Origin of the sequence: Aureliella helgolandensis, from assembly GCF_007752135.1 — a bacterium.
Taxonomy (GTDB): Bacteria; Planctomycetota; Planctomycetia; order Pirellulales; family Pirellulaceae; genus Aureliella; species Aureliella helgolandensis.
Genome location: NZ_CP036298.1, coordinates 24617 through 41387, shown reverse-complemented (window position 1 = coordinate 41387; position 16771 = coordinate 24617). Strand labels below are relative to the sequence as shown.

Here is a 16771-nt window from a genome sequence, read left to right as displayed (position 1 = left end):
CGCTGCGGGATGCATCTCCAAGCATACCGAGGTAGCTGATCGGCCAACGGGTGAGGGCAGGGCACGATGCTGAGAAGCCTGCTGGCAAAGTGCTAGCCACGTGCTTTCGAAACCTGGAGAAGGACTGAGAAACGATCCGGCTCGTGAGGAATACGGCCCTACCCTCGATTCTGGCGGCTCTCCGCCAAGAGTGGCCGCAAAATCCGCAAGAGCGCCGCACGCGACAAACTCAGCCCAGATCAACAGGTTGATAATTTGGGCGAGCGATTCCGGTTCAAAATTGTCGCTTTAAGCCGCACAAGCGATTCGACCGATTCTCTCTGCATGCCAAGCGGCCTAACGGGGGCGCGCTGGCCATAGTGGCGTTATGGAGCGGACCCAATCTTGCTCGTTTCGTCCCCAACCGGATTCCCGCTCGGAAGGGTGTCTATGACGCAGAATCAAACGATCTGCTCCTGGCTCCGACCACTGGCCTCCATCGGCCTAGGTCTAAGCCTCACGATATCGCCTCAATGGTCATGGGCTGACGATGTTGACTCGCTCCGACTTACCACCACGGTACGTGCGGTCCAAGCAGCAGAGCCGGCCGTCGTGAATATCGAGGGCAAAAAGCCTGCGAACCCAGCTCGCGCTGGTGATTCGCAGCAAGTCAACGGAATGGGCGCCGGCGTCATTATTGACGAACGGGGCTACATTCTTACCAACCAACACGTCGTTCAAGATGTGGGCCGGATCGAGGTGACCTTGCATAATGGTCGCCAATTTATCGGTCGACTCATTGCTCGGGATCCCGACACCGACTTGGCTTTAGTCAAAATTGACTCGAGCAAGCCGTTTCCGGTAGTCCGCTGCGGAACGTCGTCGGACCTGATGCTAGGCGAACCTGTGATTGCGATTGGCAATCCCTACGGCTACCACCATACCGTAACCGAAGGGATTATCAGCGCCATCAAACGTGACGTCCCAGTCAATGGCGTGGATGACTATCCCAACCTGATTCAGACCGATGCCGGCATTAATCCAGGCAATTCTGGCGGACCGTTGCTCAACGCTCATGGCGACATGATCGGGATCAATGCAGCAGTCCGAATTGGTGCCCAAGGGATTGGATTTGCCATCCCAGTCGATCGTGCGATCGATGTGGCGGCGGAGATGATCGCCCAGTATCGCCGCGGGACTTTTGAAAGTCCAATTGCGGTGAAAACCGGATACGAATCGGGGCGTGGCCAAGTCACCGTCGCAAGTGGCTCCACCCAAGAGCTACTGACCGGTGATGTGATCACGGCAGTCAACAATCGGCCGGTCAACAATCGCCTCGACTTTGAATTAGCACTTTTGGGTCAGAATGCAGGCTCGACCGTCCAGGTCGAAGCCGAACGCGACGGTTCCAAACTGAAGACCGATTTGAAACTCGATGCACGAGGGGCAGTTCGGGCTCAGCTGACTTCGACCAATACGGTCCAAGACACGGTGTACGAGCAAATTGGTGTGCGACTTGAAACGGCCAATGCCCAGCAAGTACGACGCATCGATGCGACGTACAAAGGTGGCATGCGAGTAACGTCGGTCAAGCACGGCAGTCCTGCCTTCAATGCTCAGATTCAACCTGGTGATATCCTGGTGGGTCTGTTGGATTGGCAGACTCCGGTGTGGGACGATTTGGCTTGGATCTTAAAGTCTCCCGAGTTTCGCTCGGCCGAATCGCCCAAGTTCCATATTATGCGAGCGGAAAATGTTTTCTGGGGAAACCTAGAGCTCAAGGGGTCGCGAGTCCGATAACTCGCAGGTGCAGCAAATACCAGGGGGGACTGAGGGAGGAAAAGTGCCAGAGCTTTTCCTCCCTTAGGCCATTTATAGACCCAGCCAAAATCGCTTCCCCAATTCTTTCAGGCTCACCAACGCGTCAGCCACCGCCCAGTGCGCACTCGGACATTCGCCAGTCCGCCCGGCTGTAGACGCTTCCAAAGTCTTGGCAGAACGGGCTGGGCCTTGTATCTTGCGATGTAGCTTGTGTGGGGAACCGTTGCTCCCGGCAATTTCTCGCAGCAGCAGAAGATGTCCCCGCCCAATTGCGCGTGGTTCTCTTCCCATTCCGTTGTGCCGCATCCAACCGATTAAGCCATTTGCATGCCATCCTCCGATGAGTCGAGATACTCGCGTCAAATCCGTTTCGCCCCGGTGGGGGAGGCGGGGCAATTGGCAATCGGAAAAAGTCGCGCCTTGATCTGTGGTTGCGGCGCCTTGGGCTCAACGATCGCCGAACGACTGGCGCGGGCTGGAGTGGGACACCTGCGAATCGTCGATCGCGATTGGGTCGAAGTGAGCAATCTCCAGCGGCAAGGTCTGTTCACGGAGGAGGATGCGGCCAACAGACAGCCCAAGGCTGTGGCCGCCGCTCGCGAACTGGCTCGCTACAACAGCCACATCACCCTCGAGCCGATCGTCGAGGATGTGACCTGTGCCAACATTGCCAACCTAGCCGCCGACTGCGACATCGTGCTCGACGGCACCGACAATTTCGAAACCCGTTTCCTGCTGAACGACTTTTGCATTCAACGGGGAGTCCCGTGGATCCATGGCGGTTGCTTGGGAGCCAGCGGACAGGTGTTGAGTATCGTACCGGGGGCCACCGCTTGCTTCCGCTGCTTGCTGCCCGAGCTCCCCTCTCGCGAGGCACTCGAAACCTGCGATTCGGCTGGCGTGCTAGGAACCGCAGTCGGCCTGATCGCCTGCTGGCAAGCCACCGAGGCGCTGAAGGTCTTGAGCGGCAACGCCTCTGCCGTCAGCCGTGGGTTGATCGTGCTGGACGCTTGGGATACCAGCGCACGCATCGTACGCTTGGAACCCAATGCCCATTGTCCGACCTGCCAAACGCGAGAGTTTCCATTTCTTAGTGGCCAGATTCGCACCGAAACTACCGTGCTGTGCGGCAAGAATGCTGTGCAGATCGAGAGCCCCACTCTCAACCGCAGTCCTTTGGCAACCATCGCGGAACGCTTGCAATTGGTCGGCCCGGTAACGCAGAATGCCTTCTTTGTGCGACTCACCCTCCGCAATCATACGCTAACCATCTTCAAGGGTGGCCGCACGGTTGTGGAGGGGACGACGCAGGCAGCGGAAGCCAAATCGATCTTAGCGCAGACCCTCGGATCGTAGAGTTGCGGGTTTCCCAGACCAAAAAATCGACTCTAAGGGCAAATTCTTCAACTTTCGGACGATTTTGACCAGAATTCCGTGCACCAGGGGTGGAAAATCGCTGCTAGGGTGCCTAATCTTACATTAGGCACTCCAAATCTACGCTCATTGTAGAAGTAACCTCCACTCTTTTCTCATTTGCGAGTTTCTCTTTCCATGCGCTACGAATTTCGACTAGCAGAATTGCTTGGGCACACACCAGATCGACGCAAACGGCCTGGAACGATCAAAGCGATCGTGGAGTACACCGGTCTTGATCGCCACCAAGTCGCTTCCTTGCTCAAAAATGAGGCCAAGTACATTCCGCTCGAAGCACTATCGCGGCTGTGCGATTACCTAGTGGAGCATGGCTACGCCTCCGGTGATCAGTTGCCAGGCGCATTATTCGCAGTCAAGCCAGAGCATTTTTGGGAAGTCGTCGCACGGCGTCGCAAGCTTGAAATCTGCCTGGGGGTTCGCCGCCCAGACTCCCAAGATGCACCTGAGACCGCTTGGGTGGTCGCATCCGATGCCGTCCTGTTGGGTGAAGTCCTCAACGGCGTGACGACTCTGGGGGGAACCGATAAACTAACTCGTTCACCTGAGGAGACAGGTGTGGAATCGCGAGAGATCCCCACCCACCCCGAATTGCTGAAGCAAACGCTGGTATGGAGCCCAGGGAATGTCGAAGCCGAAGAGGCCATCGCCCGCTCTAGCAAGGTACACAACGACTTTGTTGCCTCCGCAGGAGACAAGGCCTTGATCTGCCTGGGGAGCGTCAAGAGCAACCCCGTGGTCGAAATGGTGATTGCCGATACATTCCAATTAGAGCCCTTCAAGTCTCAAGACTCGGTCAAGACCGCTTCGGATCGAGGTTGTCCGTTCTTCTTGCGCTACCGCGATCATGATCCTCACATTCCTAGCGCATCGGCTGGCATGCGTCTGAGTGAGACTGAAGCGGCGGATGAACCAGGCATCTATTACGAGAAGGCCGATGGTAGCTGGGCTTACGCTGGCGGCCAAGATACGGCGTTGGTGTTCTACATCTACCGCGAGTCCTTGGGGCGCTTAGAAATGGTATTGAGTGGATTCAGCGGTCGTGCCACGCGACTACTGGCCCGCACACTCAGCAATCGCAGTGAAGAGTTCTGGCCACCGGTCTACCAGGAAAACTACCTGCAAGTGGGCGCCTACATCGTGCAATACCAGCCAGCGACCGAAGAGATGCGTCCGGACGATATTTTGCGGACCGACATCGTGGGTAATCCCACCATCACGCCGCTACCGGTAGAAGCGATTGCGCGTCGCTTGCAGCCCTAGTGCTGCTGCACTACGTTGCATCAGGGCACAGCATCTCTGGAATAACGGGCATCCCGCATGGCCGGCGGCTTTCCCCTTGCCGGTCGGGCGGATTGTATTTTCGGTGCAAACGCCCAATGCGCACCCTGCATTGGGCGGTAGCAGCAACAGTCCCGACCGACCCGACCCGCTTCCCAAAATCGCAACCCGCAGCGTAACGGGCATAGTAACCCGCCGCGTCACGGGCTGTCGAAATAGTAACCCGCTGCGTGAGCAAGGAAAGATAGTTGCCGCTACAAGGCAGTTTGCGACGCAACCTCCGCGTTAAAATTCAAATTGCTATTAAATCAACAGCCCAGTAAGCAAGGAAAATCAGTTACACCACCAGGGCACTCCGCGATACTACCTTCCCAGCAGAGTTAAACACACTCTTCCATCCACCAGCCGTTACGCGGCGGCTTGGGATTGAGACACTCCGCTTGAGTGGCTGTTGCTCTATTTGCGTCCGATTGCAGAGAGCTTTTGCTGGGCTTGCTCTACCAGAGGAGCGACTTCTTGATTGTCGGCATAGAGTTCGAGGATCGATTCGAGAATCATTTTGGACTGGGCCAGATTGGCGCGATCGTAGGCGGCCTGAGCCTCGGCAAGCTTATCGAACAGGAGTTGCTGCAAGGCATTGTTCTGCGTGCCTGCTTGGCGAATTCGAGCAATCCCTTCGCTGGCTAAAAAGAGGATGGGTTGATCATCGGCACGCCCCCTGAAGAGACGCAAGATGGCTCGGTACTTGTCGAAGGCGGTGGCTAGATCTCCAAAACGCTCAAACTTACGAGCTTCGGCATATTGGATTTGCGCCTGAGTCCAATCATCCCTTCTGCCCAAGCGTTCATCGCGTTCCAGTCGTCTTTCAGCCTCGCGTCCATTGACCCATTCGATTTTTTCTGCCGCCCATTCGGCGTTGCTCCCCTCGGGGAAGCGATCGATCAATTCAACCAGGTAGCCGTCACGCGCATCATTCCATTCGGTCCATTCCTGGCTCGCGAGCATCGTTTCAGCCCGCTGTCGCAAAGCTTTTTCGCTGAGAGGCAACATGAACCAAACGGCCGCACAGAGCGCCATGATTAGGGCAGTAATCAGGACCCAGGGCTGTTCCAGAAACGACTCTTCGCTGACCTTCTTGGCCTTTTTGGGTTTAATCCCCAGGACCTTCTCCGCCTCGTCTCGGTCGGTTTTGAGCTTGAGGGGACTAAAACCTGCGGTGGCGTGCTGCAAGACGCCGACCCCTTCGGACTGCCGACGCTGAGCTTCCTTGAGAGCCAGTTGCAGGGCAGTGGCGCTGAAAATCCGCTGACGTGGATCCTTAGCCAACAGTTGCTCTGCAATTGCGTTGAGCCACACTGGGCAGTCGAGCACGGAGGCGCTGACATTGGGGATGGGATCGTGTTGAATGCGATGAATCAACGTCGGGGTATCGGGAGCGTCATAGGGAGGATGTCCGGTCAACATGGTGACCAGGATTGCACCCAAGGCATAGAGATCGCTCTTCTCATCGGCGACGGCTCCATCAAAGCTCTCCGGTGCAGCATACTGCAACTGTTCCCGCTGCGGTGGCCCTGCGCTAATCATCGAGGTGATCGCCGCCCGCCGCCAATCGCCAATCTTGATCTTTCCCTCCCGTGAAACGAGGATTTTCTCGGGACGCAACCGTCCATGAATCCAACCCATTTGATGGGCATATTGCAGCCCTTCTGCCATTTGTTGGCAGTAGTCCAGCGCTGTCTCCCAGGGTAGCCGCTCACGGCGATTTAAGGTCGCCGCTAGCGATTCACCATCCACCAGTTCATAGGCAAGAAAGGCACTCCGCGTATCGAAGCCACCACCATAACAACGCACAATCCCCGGATGTCGCAGTTGTTTGAGTTGTTCCAATTGGCTGGCAAAGGCCTCGCGCGACTCGGGGGTCATCCCCAGTGGAATGGAAAAGATGCGTAGGGCCGCCAGCTTCTTTTGCTGCAAATGAATTCCGCGGAACACTTGGCCACTCGACCCCGCCCGGGAGAGTGGCGCCTCAAGCGCGAAGGGTCCTATGCGTGACTTAGCCATACTTCGAGCAGCAGATTGGGGATGAACAGCGGCAGCCCACCTCTCGACCAAGGATGTGGAGCGGGGTAGGGCAGGGGAGTGGGAGCTGAAGCAGTCAGCCGTCCCAGAACATTCAAGTTTAACAAGGACTGGGAAGAAACTCTCCCTTTGTCTGCACAAATTGCCCTTGAACGCGTTACTCTTGAGCGTAGGTCGCCTGCACCACGGCGGCCCGAGGACGCGGATCAGCCAGGGGAGGTAGTCCAGGAGTGGCAGCCCGCCGTTCACTACTGGCTGCCAATACAGGCTCGGAAGCCCGCTGTGCTTCTAATTGGGCCAATCGCTGTGCAACTCGATACTCCGCTTGGACGGAATCGAGATGCTCAAGCAAAATACGCCGTACCTCTAGAATCGCTTGGGGATGGCGATGAATATTCTGATGCTCCGATTTGACGGTGATTTCACTCACCACATCATCCATGTGAGCGCTCCCGTACTCTACCACTCCATCTCCGGTCGCTTCCTTCTCGGTGCCTAACCAACTCCGTGTCGGGTTGAGCCCGATGATATTGTGATAGGTCACCCAATCGGGTCGTGGCGCTCGCAACATCACTGGGAAGACTGGCGATTCGGGACTCAAGGAATCGATACTCGTGCTGTTAATCAGCAAATCCGCATTCAGGAAAACACCTGGGTTTTGGTTGACCAAGTCTTGCGTTGTCGCAACCATCATGGTCGGCAAGCGAATCAATTTCCGTCCCAACCAACGTGTCGTATCGTTGGCGTAGTCGCTGCCGCGGTGCGGCGTTCCAATCGTCACGACACGTTTGATGTCATGACTGGCCTTAAAATAAGCCGCCTTATGCAATTTGGCCAAGGCCTCGGGATTTCCGTTGATTTTTTCGAAGGGCTCTTCGCTCATAATTTGCCAGAACTGATCCCCGCTGTCGATCGTCTGCATGCGACTGACGAGACCGCCCATACTATGCCCTACTAGGACCGTGTAATCCAGCGCCTGGTAGCGGTGGTCGGGATCCAATTGCTGGCGCAGTGCGGTGAGGTCTTCACGCATCTGCGTGGCACTGCTCCAAAAGGGCTGGCCGGTAGGGTATTGGTAGAACCAGAACTGGTAATTTTCGCGAATCTTGGCAAAGCTCCGCAAATCGTTGAACATAGGCATCCACGTTACGGGACTGGACCAAAGCCCGTGGACCATCACGACCGGAATACGCTTCGGGTCGAAGGGCTCGAGCATGAAGATGCCGCGATGCTTCTGCGACCGCTGAGGGTCAATCAATCCGAGCGTGGCTTGGTCCGTTTCCCTAAATTGATCACTATCGAGGAAATAGGCCAGCGACGTGCTCAGGTCGGTCTGCAGAGGGACCAAGCGTCCGGCGAGTGACAGATCGACCGCGTCTAGGGGATCGTGCAATTCCAAGACACAATGATGCCGACGAACCGCGCCGCTGCCTGGCATACTTCCCGGTTTCACCACTCGCAGCAGCGCCGTTACGGGAAAGCTCAAGCCGTCTGGATAGTATTGTTCGCGGGGGTCGGACGGATCCCCTTTCTTACGGACGGCGATCAAGGGAACGCCCAATCCGTAGGTCAGCCCCGATGCGGGCAATCCCTCCAGCTCATAGTCGCTTACGAATTCGAAGCGTTCGAAATCGGCGTTCCCCCACTTCCCGCGGACCTGGACGGGCACTTCGTAAGTTTGGGTGCCGGTGGTGAGTTGGTAGCTGTAGCCCGGCTTCAGGTGTCCATCTCGATTGATGAGCCGCAGGGTCGCTTCGAGCGACTCGTTGTAGAGGTCGCATGCGCCTCGAAATTGGGGATCGTAGGGATTCCGGACCACATCGAATTCATTGGAAAACAAGTACATGTAGGCGTTGCTAACGGCAATCGCGTACAAATCGAGCGCTTCCGGTTCGTGATGATTCTTTTCCTGGCGCTTGCCCAAGATATAGGCCAGTTCGCTAACGCCGTAAACCAATTCTCCCTCGGTTTCGGATTCGAGCAGCGACTGCATTTCCTCCAAGCACCGGCGGGGTTCCGTTTCATACAAGTCACTGAGCGCGTAGCGGCGGAGTACCGAATCGGTCCGTGAGGTAATCTTCGGGCCCGACCGCGTCAACAACTCCAACTGGGCATTGAGCGGATTGGCAGGCACATCGCGATGAATGAGGAAGCGCTGCGTAGCACAACCGCCGCCGATCGCAACACTGTAGACGCACACCAGAAGGCACCAACTGCGCAACCATCCACCGGGCGTGGTACGCGGTTGCTGGCTAGGTCGGGTGAAGTCGTTGGGCATGCTGATAAGGAACTACATGGGTGTTCTGAAGACGTATCGCCGTTACCTTCCGCGCGAAACAGGATCGTTGTGTGTCGCCATAGCTTGCGCAGCAGAAATGAGACAAGCCTCTGTGCAGGCGAACAGTAGCCATTGGCAACGATCAGGGTCAATGCCGATTCCAATACCAGCATTTCGCACTTTTCGTGGATCGCCCGTCTAAGGACTCCTGCTGCTGAGTGGCGAGAGGATTGAGCGGGGCGAAAATGGTTGACGCGGCCCCAGAGAGGGATAGAGCAGGGCTGAAGACTCCTGTGGAGCCGCCCCAGGCGGGAGCCCGAAACCGCGTAGGAGCAGGTTAAATCTGTGGACGAGTGACTCGCTCTGCTCCGATTGCGGCGGCATGGTCAATCCAACCCACCAAGGCAGCCGATTTGGTCATTTTGCCTAGTACCTTGTTTTACATCGCGTCCCAACCACTCATAATGGCCCACTCCCCTATTTCTGAGGCCCCACTCCTGAGGCGATAACCGTGGAACTCGATCTAGCTGACATCGAAAACGAGTTCCGTCGGAATTGGATGGGTTTCGCGCCTGCGACCTACGCCGCTTACCTAGAGCGAGTCCACGAGCAGCGACGCTTAGAATTGCTTACGCGGCTTCTCGCCGCCGAACTGGAGTACGCCTACCGCCCACCGACTACGGATTTAACCCGTCGGTTGGATCCGTCGCTCGACGACGACGAACGCGTTCGACCATCGGTGCACCTGTTCGCCATGCAATACCCGGAGTTGGCGCAGGACTCCGAACTGATGATCCGTCTGGTATTGCTCGAGTATGCACTGCGGCTGCGCCATGATCGGTTGCCCCCCAATCCTGAATCGTATGTCCAGCTTTGTGCGCAACCGCAGGACCGCCTCATCCAGCTCCTGGAATTGGCGGAGAATCGGCTGAGCGGCATGAAACCGACTGCCGAGCCGTTGCGTGGCGCAAAATACAACGACTCGACTGTAAAAGAGAGTCAGGTCTCTGCCTCCATCCACCTAGATCCACTGCGCATGAATTTGGGGTACTTCCTGCTGCTCAAAATGATCGGCAAAGGAGGCATGGGGTTTGTCCATACCGCACTGGATTTGCGGAGCATCGCCCAGGTAGCGGTCAAAGTCATGCGCCGCACGGATGCCTGGAGTGTGGACCGCTTCATTGCCGAGTTCCGCTGGCTGTCACACCTATCGCATCCGAATTTGGTGCAGCTCTACGACGCCTTTAGCGATGGGGACTTGCGCTATTTTTCGATGGAGCTGGTAGAAGGCGACACCATCCGCGACTGGTTCAAACGGCAGCCACAGAACGCCGCGAAGAGTTGGAGAAGGCTAAAGAGTGTGCTGAGCCAAGCGGCCTCGGCCACCCACTACCTCCACCAGAACGATGTGCTGCACTGTGACATCAAGAGTTCGAATGTCATGATCTCACCGCGTCGTAGGGCTGTGGTACTCGATTTAGGATTAGCCATCCGAACCGGAGACAACAATCCCATGGTGGGAACGTTGCAATACATGGCACCTGAGCTACTAAACCGACAATTTCCAAGTCCGGCTAGCGATTGGTATAGTTTTGGCGTCATGATGTATGAAGTCATGACCGACAGCTACCCTCCCATTCAAGTGCAAGACTCTGCTACAGGGGATCACAAAACCTACAATCTCGATGTCGAACAATTCGAATCGCGTCTCAAGGAGGCCCCCGAAGAATTACAGCAGCTGTGTTTCCGCTTGTTATCCAACGTCGCTTCTGACCGACCGTCGGGCAGTCAAGTCATCGAAGCCCTGGGGGGCACCATTCCCGTGGGGTCTCAGCCATCGAGCGGTCTCTCTTTTACTGGCCGCGACGAGGAATTGCAGGCTCTTGATCTGGCCCTACAAACCTCCATGCACCAACGCCCGGCCTGCATTCTACTGCGCGGTGAATCCGGTCTCGGAAAAACGGAATTGCTCCGTCGCTGGCTTAAAACGGTCGATCCGACGCATTACCTAGTTGTGCCGCTGCGTTGTTACCACCAAGACCATACCCCGGTTCGCTTGCTCAATTCCCTATTGCAAGAGTTGTCCATCCTTCTGCGCAGCATTCCCACCGAACGCTGGCAACCGTCGCTACGGCAACATGTCGGATCCATTCGGAAGCTCCTGCCTCAGGTTACGCAATTGATTGACGACACACCGCAGCCAACTGCCGCCTTTACACCGTCCGCGCACGATGCGGAAACGCGGGAAGCGGCGCTGCGTTCTCTGGTGCTCTGGCTAGAGGACTTGAGTTGCGAGCGTCCGATGGTATTAACCATCGACGATGCGCATTGGTCCGATCTCGAAAGCCGACGCGCCCTGTCGCATTTACTACGGCCTGAGTCCCGATTCAAAGGCATGCTGGTTTTCGTGGATGAACTTCAACCTTCGATTCCACCCTCGCAATTTTTCGATGTAAGTCCCGATTCTGCGCTGGAGGGAGTGCAGGCCATCGAATTATCGCCTCTATCCATGGAAACTCGCCTGGAGCTGCTCCGCAGATGGGCCGAGGAGTCTGACGTCTCGTTAGCTCCGCACCTGTTGCAAGAACTCGCGCTTCGGTCTGAGGGGAATCCGGTCCTACTACACGAACTCGCCCACCCGCATGTGATGGCCGTACAGCCCACCGCAGCCCCTCCCGCTGACACTTCGCACACGGCCGCTGGTCGCATTGCTTTGCAACGGCGATTTGCTGGGCTGACCATGGAAGCTGAAGTCGTGTTGCAATACCTGGCCGTATCCAGTCAAGCTCTTGGGCTCCATCAATTGCAGATGGTCACTCGCATTCTGCCGCACGATCTGCAGCAAGCGTTGAATTTACTCCGGTCGCAAAAGTGGATTCAATCCCACCGTGGCGAATCTGAGGTGGAGATTGCCCACCAAAATTTCCGACGCGTGATTTTGCAGGAATTGCCCAAGGACCGCCTGCAGCGCCGCCACTACCGGCTCGCCAGAATCCTCTCTAGCGAATCACCTCCCAATTGGGCGCGTTTGGCGGGACACTATTGGTCGGCGGAGCGTTTCCGGGAAGCGGCGGCTTGTTACTTGGAAGCAGCGCGTCTTGCGATCTCCTCGGGAGCCAACGAAGAAACGTTGACTCTACTCGAACGCGCCGCGCACCCCAGTGCCGATCGCAAGCCAAGCGAGAAAATCCAAGTCGAGCGGATGACTGCGGATTGCTTAGCGGCCCTTGGCAGGTCGCAGCGCGCCGCCATCATTTACGATTCTCTACTAACGCGGTGCGATCCGCGGGACGCGCTGTATCTCGAATGCTTGGCAGGGGAGCAGTGGGTGCAAGCCGGGCAGCCAGCCAAGGGGCTACAACGGCTTCGCGGAGCTCTGGAAAAACTCGATATCACCCCGTGGACCCACTCACCTCTCACTCGCATCAAGATGCGTATCGGCGCCATTCGGTGCGCGCTCAGCAAGCCGATGGACGATCTACCGGAACAGCTGCAGAACACGGAGTTCAGCAATATTCAACGCTGCCTGAACCGCATCGCAACGCCACTTGCCTTCCTCGACAATCAGCTCGGCCCCGAACTGATTTTAAAATTGGACCGGCTTGCCCGACTGCAGGGTACACTCGTCGATCGCTCACAAGCCATCCTTCGCTCCTCCATTGTCCTCTCTTTCGGCGGCCGCAGCTGGAGAATCATCGCCGCCAAGCGTCTTCGATTGGCTTGCCGGATGGCGACCAGGAGCGGCTCGACGCACGCCCAGGCAATCGCAAATCTTGGTCGCTGTGTGTGGCACATCCAGAGAGGCAATTTCAGCAAGGGCCTCCACAGCGGCAGCCGCTCTCTACGGTACTACGAGCTCAGCCCAGAGAGTTCGGTGTGGGAACAGCAGTTCCTGAAATGGTGCATCATGGGCTGCTACTGGTACATGAACGATCTCCAGGAGTTGATCCAATACACGTCGGCGCTGCGGACGAGCGCTCAGAGACGTGAAGACCCCATGCCAACCTTCTGGACGCAGATCATTGCATCCCACTGGGCCGATCTCGTTCTGGATCGGATTGATTTAGCCCGTGAATCAATCGCCCTTGCCGAACAATCGGCGGCCAATCAGCCCTTTCAATCGCCCCGCTTTTTCTTATGGTTGTCACGCGTACAACAGGCGCTCTATGAAGACAATCCGGCAGTGGCGCAGAAGATCCTTTGGGAGGATTGGAAACCACTCAAACAATCTCTGTCGATGCAATCCAACCACTACCGCTGGCTGGCCTACAGCATCCGTACTTGTTGCAACATGTTGAGTGCGCGTCAGAACCCGCAACAGCGTGAGCAGTGGTTATCCAAAGCGCGGCGCGGCGCAAGACGCATGCTGAAACTCGAGGAAGGTGGATTTGTCGCCTACGGAAAAGCATTTCTGTTGGCCACCGATGCTGCGGCTGGGCAGGTAGCGCCACAGCAGCAATGGGACGCGGTTGTCACGGAGCTTGAATCCCATGGATTGCGTTTAATGGCCCTTGCGTTGGCGTGGCACCAAGGCATTTACCATCCGAGCAGTGCTGGAAAAAACCTTTGCGATATTGCCCAGCAGCGTCTAGTTCAACAGGGATGCATTGCTCCAGAACGGTTGCTGAATGTGATCCTTCCCTTGCCCCACTCCGCTGCCAACGGCAAGACGAACCAGCCCCACCCCACCAACGCACTCGACTTCGAACAGCGGGGTAGAACGGAACAGGACAAGGACAGGTGAGTCCCTTATAATCTGCCGTTCACCTAGCCTCTGCTCCTCCATCTCTCGATTCTCAAGGCCGAGAATTTCAATGCCGAAATTCGAGCACATTCGCCATAAGCCCCCCAGAGACCTAGTCGGTCCGCGATCGCTGATTCTAGTCTCTGCACCGCTGAGAAGCAGCGTCAACTTGAGTCGCATGGTCCGACTGGCGGGCTGTAGCGGACTTACCGAAATCATCCATTGCGGACCGGGAAAAGTGGACCGGACCATCGCGCGCGATGCCGCCGATGTGGTCAAAGTCGCCTCGCCTCGCACGCTCCCACCGGTTCTCAAGCGATTGCGCGAGGATGGTTTCCGGTGCGTCGGTTTAGAACAAACGACCAACTCACAATCGTTGTATGAGTATCAATTTGCACAACGAACTGCCTTAGTCATCGGTGCCGAACGCGAGGGACTCTCGCAAGAAATCTTGGATTGCCTCGACGATGTGGTCGAGATCCCCGTCTACGGCCAACCAGCCAGTTACAACGTGGTCACCGCTACGACCATGGCAGTCTACGAATATTGCCGACAGTTTCCCAACGGATAGCTGGCGCATAAAAAAACACGCTCCTAGAATGAATTCCAGGAACGTGTTCGATGAATCTATAGGTTCTCGCGTAGCGAAGACTACAGCATCTTGGAGAGCAGAGCACACAGGTCTGCTGTGCGGCAGCTATAGCCCCACTCGTTGTCGTACCAGCTGACAACCTTGACCAACTTACCCTTGCCACCGAGGACTTGGGTAAAGTCGGCAGCGAAGATCGAGCTATGAGGATCGTCGATGATGTCCGAGCTCACAATTGGGTCTTCGGTGTAGCACAGAATTCCCTTCAGAGGGCCATCAGCGGCCTTCTTCATGGCGGCGTTGATTTCTTCAGCAGACGCCTCTTTGCCCAGGTTGACGGTCAAGTCGACGACACTACCGGTAGCCACTGGAACGCGCATGGCGATTCCGGTGAGCTTGCCCTTCAACTCGGGGATCACCAAGCCAACGGCTGAAGCAGCACCGGTCGAAGTGGGGATGATGTTCTGAGCGGCGGCCCGTGCGCGGTAGGGATCGCTGTGCGGCAAATCCTGCACATTTTGGTCATTGGTGTATGCGTGAACGGTCGTCATCAATCCGCTTTCAATACCGAACGTATCGTTCAATACCTTGGCGATTGGCGCTAGACAGTTGGTGGTGCAACTTGCATTGGAAATGCAATTCATGTCTGCGGTCAGCTTGGAGTCATTGACACCAATCACGCAGGTCAGGTCAGCTCCATCCTTGGCAGGAGCGCTGAGCACGACCTTCTTGGCACCGGCTGCAAGGTGTGTGTCGTAGCCAGCTTTCTTATCGGTGCTGCGGGCGGTGAAGATACCCGTACTTTCGATAACGATGTCTACCTTGTTTTCCTTCCAAGGCAGCTTGGCAGGATCGCGTTCCGCGGTGCACAAGATTTCCTTGCCATTGACAACTAGGTGGGTATCGGTGGAACTGACGTCGCCGTCATAACGACCGTGAATACTGTCGTACTTCAGCAGCGTGGCCAGCATTTTGTTGTCGGTCAAATCGTTGACTGCAACCACTTCGAACTCATCACTTCTCTGCATGAGATTGCGAAAAGTAAGCCGGCCAATACGGCCAAAACCATTAATTGCGACTCGAATTGCCACGATAAATTCTCCTGAGTTGTACTATCCACTGTTACGGTATCGGCTAGAACCGAATCAGCCCAGGGCGATAGACTCCTCAGGCTGCATACATTTGCGGTAATCGGGTGGCGATTATACTTTTGCCTAGTCAAACCAGCAACGTCCAGCGAAATTCTGGAGAGGTACGCCTGCCGAGCAAGCCGGCAAACCGTCCGGCAGCTCCTCCAGAAGGTGCCTTAGATACCTTTATTGTGCGACTGCGGACTACTGCGCACCGTTAGCCGTTTTCGAGGGTTTATAGGGTTTCAGGAAAACATCAATGCGAACTCCACAAAAACCGTCGTGGCAGCTCCCCACGGGGGTCAGTCGAGGGACTTGGGACTACCTCCAGTCGCCCCAAATTGCTCAGCAATACGATGCGTACTTTAGCGATAGTGCCCTGATGCAGCTCGATCTGCAGGTTTTGCAGCAGTACTTGCCGCCAGTCACCCCGCCGCATGCACCCACCGTGGCCGACTTCGGCTGCGGTACCGGTCGGGTCGCCCTGCAACTACTACCTCTCGGCTATCGCCTGCTGAATATCGACCTGAGCCAAGCCATGTTGCGGGAGGTGGAAGCCAAAATTCCCGTTTCCTACCAACACATGGCACAGTCCATGCAAGCCAACTTGGTCGATGTCGGGCGGGTGGTGCCCCCTGAAAGCATCGACATGGGAGTCTGCCTATTCAGCAGTCTAGGCATGATTCGTGGACGCAAGCATCGGCAACAGTTTTTGAAGGGTGCTTTCGACTCACTCGCTCCCTCCGGTTCCCTGTTGGTGCATGTCCACAATCGATATCACAGCCTGCTGGATCCCGGCGGCTCAAGCTGGTTGCTCAAATCTTGGTGGAGCAGTGTTCGCAAACGGGAGAGCGAGTTTGGAGATCGCGTGTATGCCTATCGGGGGCTACCTGCCATGTTCCTCCACATCTACAGCAAGCGCGAGTTGCTAAAAGACCTGCGGATTGCAGGTTTCCAGCGTACTACTCTTCTACCCATTTCACCGGCTGGAGACAAACTCCTGCCTCGCTCGCCCTTGGTGCTCGGAGTCCGAACTGGAGGCTTTTTTGCGGTGGCATACCGCTCGGCCTCCGTGGTTTCTCAACAGTCCGTGGTTTTTCAACAGTAGTGGCATCGCTCTTCGGTATGCCTCCCGTGAGCGGATGCACCACTGCAAGCGCCCGCAGAAGGTGTCCGCTCCCTTCCGTACCGGGCAGCTGCGGAGCACGGTAGACGCCAAGACTCAGTCCATGCTGCCGCCACCCAAAAGTCCAGTCGTAACGATTCTCCAACCTGCAGCAGGCGGTTGCTCGCTTGCCTTGCAAAGTTGACGCCGAAGAGCGGGCGATTTCCCCACTGTTTGCCAAACGCAGACCTAGATTGAAGAGGAGAGATTCTCTACCTCCACATGCGTAGGAACTCCCCCGCAGTCGAATGGTAGTCCAAGGGTCCCGTCTAGG

The 16771-nt window shown here is 56.5% G+C and carries 9 protein-coding genes; 6 read left to right on the top strand and 3 right to left on the bottom strand.

The genetic code is table 11. The annotated features are described in order from the left end of the window. Window positions 1-429: 429 nt before the first annotated feature. The 3 genes from Q31a_RS00130 (at window position 430) to Q31a_RS00120 (ending at window position 4494) form a co-directional block, all read left to right on the top strand. Complete coding sequence (locus tag Q31a_RS00130; protein WP_145072391.1) at window positions 430-1779, top strand: S1C family serine protease; 1350 nt, start codon at window positions 430-432, stop codon at window positions 1777-1779. Window positions 1780-2127: 348 nt separating this feature from the next. Further along, the gene (locus Q31a_RS00125) at window positions 2128-3156 is read left to right on the top strand and encodes a ThiF family adenylyltransferase (protein ID WP_145072389.1); all 1029 of its coding nucleotides are present in this window, start codon (window positions 2128-2130) and stop codon (window positions 3154-3156) included. A 195-nt stretch (window positions 3157-3351) separates the two neighbouring features. Next, entirely contained in the window at window positions 3352-4494 is a 1143-nt protein-coding gene (locus Q31a_RS00120) for a helix-turn-helix domain-containing protein (protein ID WP_145072387.1), read from the top strand. A gap of 474 nt (window positions 4495-4968) precedes the next feature. Here Q31a_RS00120 and Q31a_RS00115 read toward each other — a convergent pair whose 3' ends face one another. Continuing rightward, window positions 4969-6573 carry a serine/threonine protein kinase gene (locus Q31a_RS00115; protein WP_145072385.1) on the bottom strand — a complete coding sequence of 535 codons (1605 nt, stop codon included), beginning with the start codon at window positions 6571-6573 and terminating at the stop codon, window positions 4969-4971. Window positions 6574-6748: 175 nt separating this feature from the next. Then, window positions 6749-8869, bottom strand: a complete 2121-nt coding sequence (locus tag Q31a_RS00110; RefSeq protein WP_145072383.1) for an esterase/lipase family protein — start codon at window positions 8867-8869, stop codon at window positions 6749-6751. A 511-nt stretch (window positions 8870-9380) separates the two neighbouring features. On the opposite strand from Q31a_RS00110, the gene Q31a_RS00105 reads away from it, so the two are divergent. Continuing rightward, window positions 9381-13613: a serine/threonine-protein kinase gene (locus Q31a_RS00105; RefSeq protein WP_145072381.1), complete on the top strand. Its 4233-nt coding sequence runs from the start codon at window positions 9381-9383 to the stop codon at window positions 13611-13613. Window positions 13614-13683: 70 nt separating this feature from the next. After that, window positions 13684-14184, top strand: coding sequence for a TrmH family RNA methyltransferase (locus Q31a_RS00100; protein ID WP_197355957.1), 501 nt, complete (start codon window positions 13684-13686; stop codon window positions 14182-14184). Window positions 14185-14264: 80 nt separating this feature from the next. On the opposite strand, the gene gap is transcribed toward Q31a_RS00100, so the two are convergent. Beyond that, window positions 14265-15293, bottom strand: a complete 1029-nt coding sequence (gap, locus tag Q31a_RS00095; RefSeq protein WP_145072379.1) for a type I glyceraldehyde-3-phosphate dehydrogenase — start codon at window positions 15291-15293, stop codon at window positions 14265-14267. Window positions 15294-15591: 298 nt separating this feature from the next. Between gap and Q31a_RS00090 the strand changes: the two genes are divergently transcribed. Then, complete coding sequence (locus Q31a_RS00090) at window positions 15592-16440, top strand: class I SAM-dependent DNA methyltransferase (RefSeq protein ID WP_145072377.1); 849 nt, start codon at window positions 15592-15594, stop codon at window positions 16438-16440. Window positions 16441-16771 lie beyond the last annotated feature (331 nt).